Raw genomic sequence first — 8,827 nt, forward strand, 5'->3', positions numbered from 1 at the left:
GGTACCCCGCGGGTTCACTCGGCGGCGTCCGACCGGCGGAAGCCCTCGATCCCGATCTGGTCGGGATTGATCGCGTGCAGCGCCCGCCGGGCCGCCTCGAGGGGGTGCTCGGCCTCGATCCGCACCGAGGTGAGATCCGGGCTCTTGTAGACCGTCACGATCGTGTCCATCACCTCGGTCAGCGTGGTGCGCTTGTCCTCGGGGGCGGCGATGAGGAGCTGCAGCCCCCAGGCGCGGTAGAGATCGACCAGCGCCTGGCTGTTGCGCACGTCGAGCTTCGAGAACGCCTCGTCGAGCAGGCACAGGCCGAGCCCCGGATTCTCGTCGCCCGGCCGGTCGCCCGGATAGTAGGCGCTGGCCAGCGACGCGGCGATCGCCACGTAGAACGGCGCCTGCGCCTCGCCGCCGGAGCCGCGCAGCGCCCGGGCCGACATGGTGGTGCGGTTGCCCGCCCGGTCGCGCATGCCGATCTCGTAGACGAAGTAGTTGCGGTAATCGGCGAGCCGCGCCGCGTCCTCCTCGCCGGCGATCAGCGCGGTGATCTCCTCGAGCGCGGCCGCCATCGGCCCCTCGGCCTCACCGGCGAGCAGCGCCTGCGCGGCCTCGGGCGAGCGGGCGGTCTCGGTGGCCAGCGCGTGGACGGCGGCGTAGCGGCGGTCGACCGCCGCCTCGAACGCGTAGGTCTGGCCGGTGAAGCTGCGCGCCGAGAGCCGCTCGTTCAGGGCCGCGAGGCGGGCGTGGACCCGCTCGAACCGGTCGGCGAGGCGCGTCAGCAGGTCCTCGGTCATCAGGCGGCGCATCTCGGCCTCGGCCCGCTCGGCCTGCGCCCGGTAGCGGCGCAGCTCGTGCCCCTCGACCGCCTCGTATTCCCGCCGCACCCAGGCGAAACCGTCGATCGCCGGGGCGTCCCCGGAGGCGAGCGGGTTCTCCACCCGCCAGGCGGCGCAGGCCTCCGCCAGCTCGCGCTCGGCGATCCGCCCGTGCGAGCGGGCGGCCTCGGCGGAATCGCGGGCGAGGCCGCGCTCGGCACTCACCCGGGCCCCGGCCGCCTTGGCGTCGAGTCCGGCGAGCGACCGCCGCGCCTCGGCGACCGCACCGAGGTCGAACGGCTCGGCGCGGGCGAGGCGCACCCGCGCCGCGTCGCCCCCGCTCAGCTGGCGCAGGGCCGCGCGGCGGGCCGACAGGGCGGCGCGGACGGCCTCGCGCACAGGCCCCATCCGGGCGCGCAGGGCCGCCTCGTCGGCGAGCAGACGGTCGAGCTTCGGCTCCAGCTCCTCCGACAGTTCCCGCAGGTAGCCGACCCGCTCGGTGGTCAGCGCGGCGATCTCGGCGGTGAGCCCCGCCGTGTCGCGCTTCTCGATGCCCTCCCGCTCGGTCTGGAGCGTGCGCCGCCGTCCCTCGAGCCCGTCGAGCTCGGCCCGCAAGGCCTCCACGTCGTCGAGGCCCCGGGCGACGCGGGCCCGGATCGCGGCGGCCGTCCTGGCGGCCTCGCGCAGGACCGCGGCCTCGCCGCGCAGGCGCCGCGCCTCCGTGACGGCGATCTCGTGCGCGCGGCGGCTGTCGGCGGTCGGCCCGCGATGACCGCGAGTCATCAGCAGGTCGACGTTGCGGGTCACCGTGTAGGCCATGCCGGCCGTGGTCCGACCGCTCGGCGCCACGGCGCGGGACAGGCGCGCCAGTTCGGCATCGTCCCGGGCGAGGTCGTAGCCGCCGAGCCGCACGCCGAGGAAGGCCTCCGCGTGGGGGTCGCTGGTCTCGATCACGGTGAGCGGCCCGTCGTCGTAGCGGCGGGACCGCTGCTTTGCGGTGTCGGTGGTCTTCACCAGGATGCAGCGGCTGAAGCGGTCGCGGCCCGATTGCAGCACGCCGAGCGCCTCGCTCAGCCGGTCGGGGGCGACCACCAGCGCCTCGCGGGCGCGCCCGAGCAGGCCTTCGAGGGCCGGCCCCCAGGTCGGATCGACGATCTCCGCCAGCTCGCAGATCGGCAGCGCGTCGATGCCGCGCCGCTCCAGCTCGCCGCGAAACGCCACCGTGTCGGAGGACAGGCGCGCCGCCGGGCCGCCGCCGGTGCGCGGGGCCGTGCGCTCGGCCTCGCTCTCCTGGGCCCGGGCTTTGAGCGCCGCGTCCTCGGCGGCCCGCTCCAGGGCCTCGTCGAAATCGGGCAGGCGCGCCAGTCCGTCTGCCAGCTCGGCCAGCGGGCCCTCGGGGCGCAGGATCTCCTCGGGCGAGGATTCCCGGCGCAGGCCCGCCCGGGCGCAGGCCTCGGCGAGGCGGGCCGCCTGCGGGCAGCTCTGGCGCAGGAGCGGGGCGACGGGCTGGAGCTTGGCCATCTGCCCGACGAGCCCCACGAGGTCGCCGATCCGGCCGATCAGCTCCTTCCGGTCCCGCTCCAGCATGGACAGGCCAAGCGTCGAGGCCGCGAGCCGGCCCTCGGCGGCGCTCGCGGCGGCCAGCGCCTTCTTCTCGGCGATCTCGCCGTCGATCTCGCGGACGTAGCCTCGGCTCGCGGTGACGCGTTCGCGCGCGATGCGCAGGGTGTCGGCGCCCTCGCGGAGGCGGCTCCGGACGGCGATGAGGTCGAGGCTGCGGCGGCGCAGCTCGGCGCTCGCCGCCCGCAGCTCGTGGGTCGCGGCGGCCAGGACCGCCTCGCCCCAGGCCTCGTAGCGGTCGCGCAGGCGCCGCAGGCGCCCGAGCCGGCTCTCCAGTTCGGCGATGGTCTCCAGGAGGCGCCGCCAGTTGGCGATCGAGTGGCGCACGCGCTCGACGTCGAGGGGCTCCGGGTCGAGCACGAAGGCGCGCACGAACGCGCTGGTGTCGAAGATCGGCTTGAACGCCACCGCGTTGGCGAAGCTGCGCAGGAAGTGGCGCGGCTCCGGCGCCGGCGCCCCCTCGCGCAGGGTCGCGAGCACGTCGGCCGTGAAGCGCTCGCCGGAGGTGCGGTACTCGGTGAAGCTCGACGCGCGGGCGCGCAGGTCGGCGGCGATCTCGCTCCAGGGCGCCGTGTAGGTGCCGCCGGGAGCGGTGCGCGCGTAGTCGGCGACCTCGAACCGGTGCCCGACCGCGATGAAGCGCGACAGCACGGTCTCCTTCGGCTCCACGGCCCGGGCCGCCAGGGCGAGGCCGACCGAGACCACGCGGCCGGAATCGGGGTTCTCGAAGACCAGGACCAGCACGGTCTCGCAGGATTCCCGCGTCGGGCGGCCGCCCTCCGCCGGGTCGCTGATCCAGCCGAGGCAGTAGTCGCGCACCGTGCGGGCGCTGCGGCCGGAGGCCGAGGCGTTGAGGGCGAGGCGGCTGGCGTTGTTGCCGGCCAGCACGGTGCCGACCGCGTCGAAGATCGTCGACTTCCCGGCCCCGGTCGGCCCGACCAGCGCCGCGGCGCCGCGCAGGCGGATCTGCTCGCGGCGGATCAGGTACCAGTTCGAGATGGCGATGTCGGTGAGGACGTACACGGTGTCGGTGGGTCGGGCCGGTGATGAGGGATGTGCGGCCCAGTTGGCCGGACTCGGCCGCGTATGCAAGCCGACACGCGCGAACCCATGATGCCTGATCCTACCTCAGGTTATGACACTGTTAGCACAAGCCGTTCATGTCCTGCGGGTGCCGTTCGCACGACCGGAACCGACCGATGCGTCTCAGTCTCAAAGCAAAACTCAGCGGCCTCTTCGCCCTCCTGCTCCTGGCGGCGATGGTTCAGGGCGGCGTGACCCTCTACAAGATGCAGGCGGTCGACCAGCGGCTCGCGGAGCTGATCGACAACGCCGTGCCGTCCATCAACGAGGCCCAGGCGGTCAACGCCCTCGTAATGCGCTCGCGACTGTGGCAGTTCCGCTACGTGACGGCGGATACCGACGCCGAGCGCGAGACCAGCCTGAAGAACGCCGACGAGATGATGCGGAACCGCCAGGCGAAGGCCGAGGCCTACCGCGGCCTGGTGGCGTCGAAGGAGGAGCAGACCATCTACGACGACCTGCTCGCCAAGCTGGCGGTGCAGCAGGCCGACTGGACCCGTCTGCGCGCCTTCCCGGCCGATCAGCACGATCAGGCGCTCGCCTATTTCCGCGGACCGATGAACGCCAATTACCTCGCGGCCTCCAGCGCGACCCGCGCCCTCGCCGACCTGAACATCCGGAACGGTGAGGCGGCCGGGCGCGCGGCCCGCGACAGCCAGGCGGACGCGGTCCGGACGACCGTCGTGAGCCTGCTCGTCAGCCTCGTCATCGCGCTCGGCGCCATGCTGTACGCCTTCACGGGCGTCTCGCGGCCGCTCGCCGGGATGACGCTGTCGATGCGGCGGCTCGCCGACGGCGACACGCAGGCCGAGATCCCCTACGCGGCGCGGCGGGACGAGATCGGCGCCATGTCGGCGACCGTCGCGGTCTTCCGCGAGAACCTGCTGCACGCCCGCGCCCTGGAGGCCGAGACGACGCAGGCCCGGGCCGGCGCCGAGGCGCAGCGCCGGCAGGCGACGCGCGAGCTCGCCGACCGGTTCGAATCCGCCATCGGCGGCATCGTCGGCTCGGTGACGTCGGCGGCGACGCAGCTCCAGTCTACCGCCCAGAGCCTCACCGCGACGGCGACGCAGACGGCCGGCCAGTCGACCAGCGCCGCGGCCGCCGCCGAGGAGGCCTCCTCCAACGTCACCACGGTCGCGGCGGCGGCCGAGGAGCTGGGCTCTTCGGTCAATGAGATCGGCCGCCAGGTCGGCTCCTCCGCGGACCTGGCGCAGGCCGCCGTCCGCGAGGCGGCCGCCACGGCCGACCTCGTCCAGGCCCTGAGCACCGGCGCGCGCCGGGTCGGCGAGGTGGTGGACCTGATCTCGGCGATCGCCAGCCAGACCAACCTGCTGGCGCTGAACGCCACGATCGAGGCGGCCCGGGCCGGCGTCGCCGGCCGCGGCTTCGCGGTCGTCGCCACCGAGGTGAAGGCGCTGGCCGACCAGACCGCCAAGGCCACGGCCGAGATCTCGGCCCAGATCGCCCAGATCCAGGGCTCGACCGGCCAGGCCGTCCAGGCCATCGACGGCATCGCCGGCCGCATCCGCGAGATCAGCGGCATGGCCAACTCCATCGCGGCGGCGGTGGAGGAGCAGGGCGCGGCCACCCAGGAGATCGTCCGCAACGTCGCCGAGGCGGCGACCGGGACCGAGTCGGTGACCGCCAACGTCAGCGGCGTCGCGGGCGCCGCCGAGGAGACCGGCGCGGCCGCCGCGCAGGTTCTGGCCTCGGCGTCCGAGATGGCCCGCCAAGCGGCCCATCTCGGCAGCGAGGTCGAGCACTTCCTGGCGACGGTCCGGGCGGCCTGAACCGGGAACCGGCGGGCGCGGTGGTCCGGGTCGCTCCCTCGGGAGCGATCGGCGGTGAGCTCAGGCCTCGCCGGCCTCGGACCACGCCCGCAGGCGCTCCATCCAGGCGTCGGAGGCCAGCACCGTCACGCCCGGCAGGAGCGACAGCGGCGTGACCCGCTCGACCCGGTCGCGCTCGCCGAGGCGCAGGCCGCCGCGCTTGGCGTAGAGGCGCAGGATGTCGGCGAGCCGGCCCTCCTCGGGGGGCTCGTTGCGGGCCACGGCGCGGATCTTCTCGACGATCTCGTCGGTGGTGCAGTCGACGATCCCGTCCGTGCCGGCCCGGTGGTCGCGCAGGCCCTCCTCGTAGAGGAGCCGGAGCGCCAGCAGCACCAGGGTCTCGTCCTTGCGCAGGCGCTCCGAGACGATGTCGTGCCGCGGGGCGTCGGCGGCCGGGCTCAGCGAGACCATCTGGTCGCGGTGTGAGACGGTCAGCGCGTAGCCGAGGCAGGCGAAGTAGTCGGTGAAGAACGGCGCGTAGTGCCGGGCGAGCTCGTAGGACCGTCCGATCCCCTGCGTCTCGGCGTAGATCACCTGCCCCTTCAGCAGAACCTGGAGAGCGCGGCACAGCTCCTCGGCGTCCGGCGCCCGGGCGCCGGGGGGCGGCGGCTCGTCGCCGTCGATGATCGCGCGGAAGCCCTCAAGCACGGGGACGGCGCTCCAGCAGGAAGTCCGGGCAGTCCAGCCAGCCGTTGACAACCCGCTCGGGCAGCCGGGTCAGGGCGTAGCGCGCGCCGAGCTTGGCGTCGAACAGCACGTCGATCTCGCGCAGGCGCTGGAACACGATGAAGTCGTCGACGCCCGCGATCACGATCTGCGACCCGCGCAGGCGCACGGCCTTGCCGAGGCGGGCCTCCACGAAGGCGCTCATGCTCTCCGGGGTCACGGTGGTGCGGCGCCGGAACTCCGCCTTGGCGGCCGCGAAGGCGTCGACCACGGGGTCGTCCTCGATGTCGGGCAGGGGCTCCATGTCGATGGCCGACTTGCGGGCCCGCGGCGCCTGGAGATGCGCGTGGCCGATCGGCGGCCGCAGCAGCGAGACGTCGCCCGGCACCTCGGGGGCGATCTCGGACCCGCCGACGGCGCGCAGCATCGCCGCCACGCGCTCGACGCCGCTCGGGTCCGGGCGGTCCATCACGTGCAGGGCGGAAGCGATCCGGCGCTCCAGCCGCGCCACCACGGCGTCGACGGCGTCGAGGTGGTTGTCGAGGCCCTCGAACACCGCGAGGATCTGGGCGAGATCCGCCCGGACGGCCTTCTGCGCCGCGTCGAGCTCGGCGCTCCGCCCCTCGCGGATCAGGCCCTCGGCCAGCGCCCGGACCGTGAGGGCGTCGCGCAGCGCCCGACCGGCCTCGCGCACCACGCTGGCGCGGAAGCGGAACGGGTTAAAGCGGGTGTGCAGCGTCCGGTAGTCGCTGATCAGGTGGCGCTCGACGAAATCCTCGAAGAACAGCCGGAAGGTCTTGGCGCGGTCGGGCTCGCGCAGGATGCGCTCCTCGACCTTGCGCATGCCGGCCGCGAGGCCGCGCACGTGCGACAGGAAGGCGGCAGCGGCCCGGGCGGCGTTGGACAGCGCCTCGGAGCGGTTCGCCGGGTCCGACAGGGCGCTCTCGAGCCCGCCCAGCACCTCCAGCACGGCGCCGCCGTAGGAGCGCGTCTCGCCCCTTTCGAGCCGGGACAGCTCCTCCAGCAGGAGGCGGGCCTCGGGGTCGAACTCCGCGACCGGGACGTAGCGCTCGCGGCGCTCGATCAGCCAGCCGGTGTCGAGGAGGCGCCGGTAGAGCGCCGTGCGGCGCTCGGCCGGGTCGGCCGAGATCGGCTCGTCGCCGCTGACCTCGGGGTCGCTCCAGCCGGCGGCGAAGTCGCCGATCTCCGCCAGGAGCTCGGCCTTGCGCACCGGCTCGGCCCCGAGGACGCGCCGGTGCAGGTGCAGGAGCAGGGCGGCGTTGAAGCCGCGGCTCGGCGAGGCCAGCGGCTTGAACAGCTCGTCGGACAGCTGCGCGAACAGCATGGTACTGTGAACTCTCGCCGTCGCGCAGCCCGAGCCCCGATCGTTGCCTTACTTCGCGCCGAGGAGCTCGACGTCGAAGATCAGCGTGGCGTTCGGCGGGATCACGCCGCCGGCGCCCCGGGCGCCGTAGCCGAGCTGCGGCGGGATGATCAGGGTGCGCTTGCCGCCGGCCTTCATGGTGGCGACGCCCTCGTCCCAGCCCTTGATCACCTGGCCGGCGCCCAGGGGGAAGCTGAAGGGCTGGTTGCGGTCGCGGGACGAGTCGAACTTCTTGCCCTTCTTGCCGCCCTCGTCGAGCCAGCCGGTGTACTGGACGGTGACCGTCTGGCCGGCCTTCGGCTCAGGCCCGGTGCCGACGACCTCGTCCTGATACTTGAGGCCCGACGGGGTGGTCACGGTCTCGGCATTGGCGGCAGTGGTCATGGCGATCAACGCGGCTCCGAAGAGGGGGGACAGGCGAGGCATGGTTTCTCCCTGGAGCCGGCGCCGTGCGCGCCGGCCGTCGGGAGGCCTTCTATCGCCTCGGACCCGTCCAGGCCAGGGAGAGACGGTTGGTGCCCCCCGGGGCGCTCTCAGGCGGCCCGGACGCCGTCGAGGAAGCGGCCGACCTCGGCGGTCAGCTGCACGGCCTGGGTCGACAGGGCGGCGGCCGCGCCCAGGACCTCGCCCGCGGCCGCCTCGGTCGCGCCGGAGGCCGCGGCGACGCCGGCGACGTGGCCGGTGACCGCGGCCGCGCCCTGCGCCGCCTGCCCGACGTTGCGGACGATCTCGTGGGTGGCCGCGCCCTGCTGCTCGACCGCCGCCGCGATGGAGGTCGCGACGCCGTCGATGTCGCGGATCCGCGCCGTGATCGTCCCGATCGCCGCCACGGCCTGACCGGTCGAGGCCTGGACCCGCCCGATCTGGCCGGCGATCTCCTCGGTCGCCCGGGCGGTCTGCTCGGCCAGCGCCTTCACCTCGGTGGCCACGACGGCGAAACCGCGACCGGCCGCACCGGCACGCGCGGCCTCGATCGTGGCGTTGAGCGCCAGCAGGTTGGTCTGGCCCGCGATGGTCGAGATCAGCCCGACCACGTCGCCGATCCGCGTCACCGCCTCGCTCAGCTCCTGGACCAGCGCGCCGGTCTGATCGGCCTCGGCGACGGCCGCGCGCGCGAGGCTGGCCGAGCCGTCGACCTGCCGGCCGATCTCCTGGACCGAGGTGCCGAGCTCCTCGGCCGCCGCCGCCACGGTGCCGACATTGCTGGCCGCCTGCTCGGCCGCGGCCGCGACGGTGCTCGACTGCTCGGCGGTCTGCGCGGCGGTCTCGGTCATGCTCCGGGCCGTCGCCTGCAGGCCGGTCGCCGCGGCCGAGACCTGCGCGACGATCCCGCCGACGGTGTCGGCGAACCGATCGGCGATCTGCCGCATGACGAGGCTGCGCTGGCGCTCCGCGTCCTGCCGGGCCGCCTCGGCCTCGGCCTCGAGCTGCCG

6 protein-coding genes are annotated in these 8,827 nt (G+C 74.4%); 1 reads left to right on the top strand and 5 read right to left on the bottom strand.

The window, feature by feature from the left end:
- Positions 1-14 precede the first annotated feature (14 nt).
- The gene (locus tag ACTJK8_RS26245) at positions 15-3,452 is read right to left on the bottom strand and encodes an SbcC/MukB-like Walker B domain-containing protein (RefSeq protein WP_440762759.1); all 3,438 of its coding nucleotides are present in this window, start codon (positions 3,450-3,452) and stop codon (positions 15-17) included.
- Positions 3,453-3,628: 176 nt separating this feature from the next.
- Here ACTJK8_RS26245 and ACTJK8_RS26250 point away from each other — a divergent pair, with 176 nt between their 5' ends.
- A complete protein-coding gene (locus tag ACTJK8_RS26250; protein ID WP_440762760.1) occupies positions 3,629-5,305 on the top strand; it encodes a methyl-accepting chemotaxis protein in 1,677 nt (558 codons plus the stop codon).
- A gap of 60 nt (positions 5,306-5,365) precedes the next feature.
- On the opposite strand, the gene ACTJK8_RS26255 is transcribed toward ACTJK8_RS26250, so the two are convergent.
- The 4 genes from ACTJK8_RS26255 to ACTJK8_RS26270 all read right to left on the bottom strand — a co-directional run.
- Positions 5,366-5,992 (bottom strand): DUF4194 domain-containing protein, encoded by a 627-nt coding sequence (locus tag ACTJK8_RS26255; protein ID WP_012317801.1) that lies wholly within the window; start codon positions 5,990-5,992, stop codon positions 5,366-5,368.
- Positions 5,985-7,355: a Wadjet anti-phage system protein JetA family protein gene (locus tag ACTJK8_RS26260; protein WP_440762761.1), complete on the bottom strand. Its 1,371-nt coding sequence runs from the start codon at positions 7,353-7,355 to the stop codon at positions 5,985-5,987. Before ACTJK8_RS26260 ends, ACTJK8_RS26255 begins: the two co-directional genes overlap by 8 nt.
- 48 nt (positions 7,356-7,403) lie before the next feature.
- The gene (locus ACTJK8_RS26265; protein ID WP_012317803.1) at positions 7,404-7,820 is read right to left on the bottom strand and encodes an FKBP-type peptidyl-prolyl cis-trans isomerase; all 417 of its coding nucleotides are present in this window, start codon (positions 7,818-7,820) and stop codon (positions 7,404-7,406) included.
- 107 nt (positions 7,821-7,927) lie between these two features.
- The coding region (locus tag ACTJK8_RS26270) for a methyl-accepting chemotaxis protein (RefSeq protein ID WP_440762762.1) at positions 7,928-8,827 on the bottom strand (900 nt) is incomplete at its 5' end.

It is taken from the genome of Methylobacterium sp. 22177 (assembly GCF_052045615.1).
GTDB classification, from domain to species: Bacteria; Pseudomonadota; Alphaproteobacteria; order Rhizobiales; family Beijerinckiaceae; genus Methylobacterium; species Methylobacterium radiotolerans.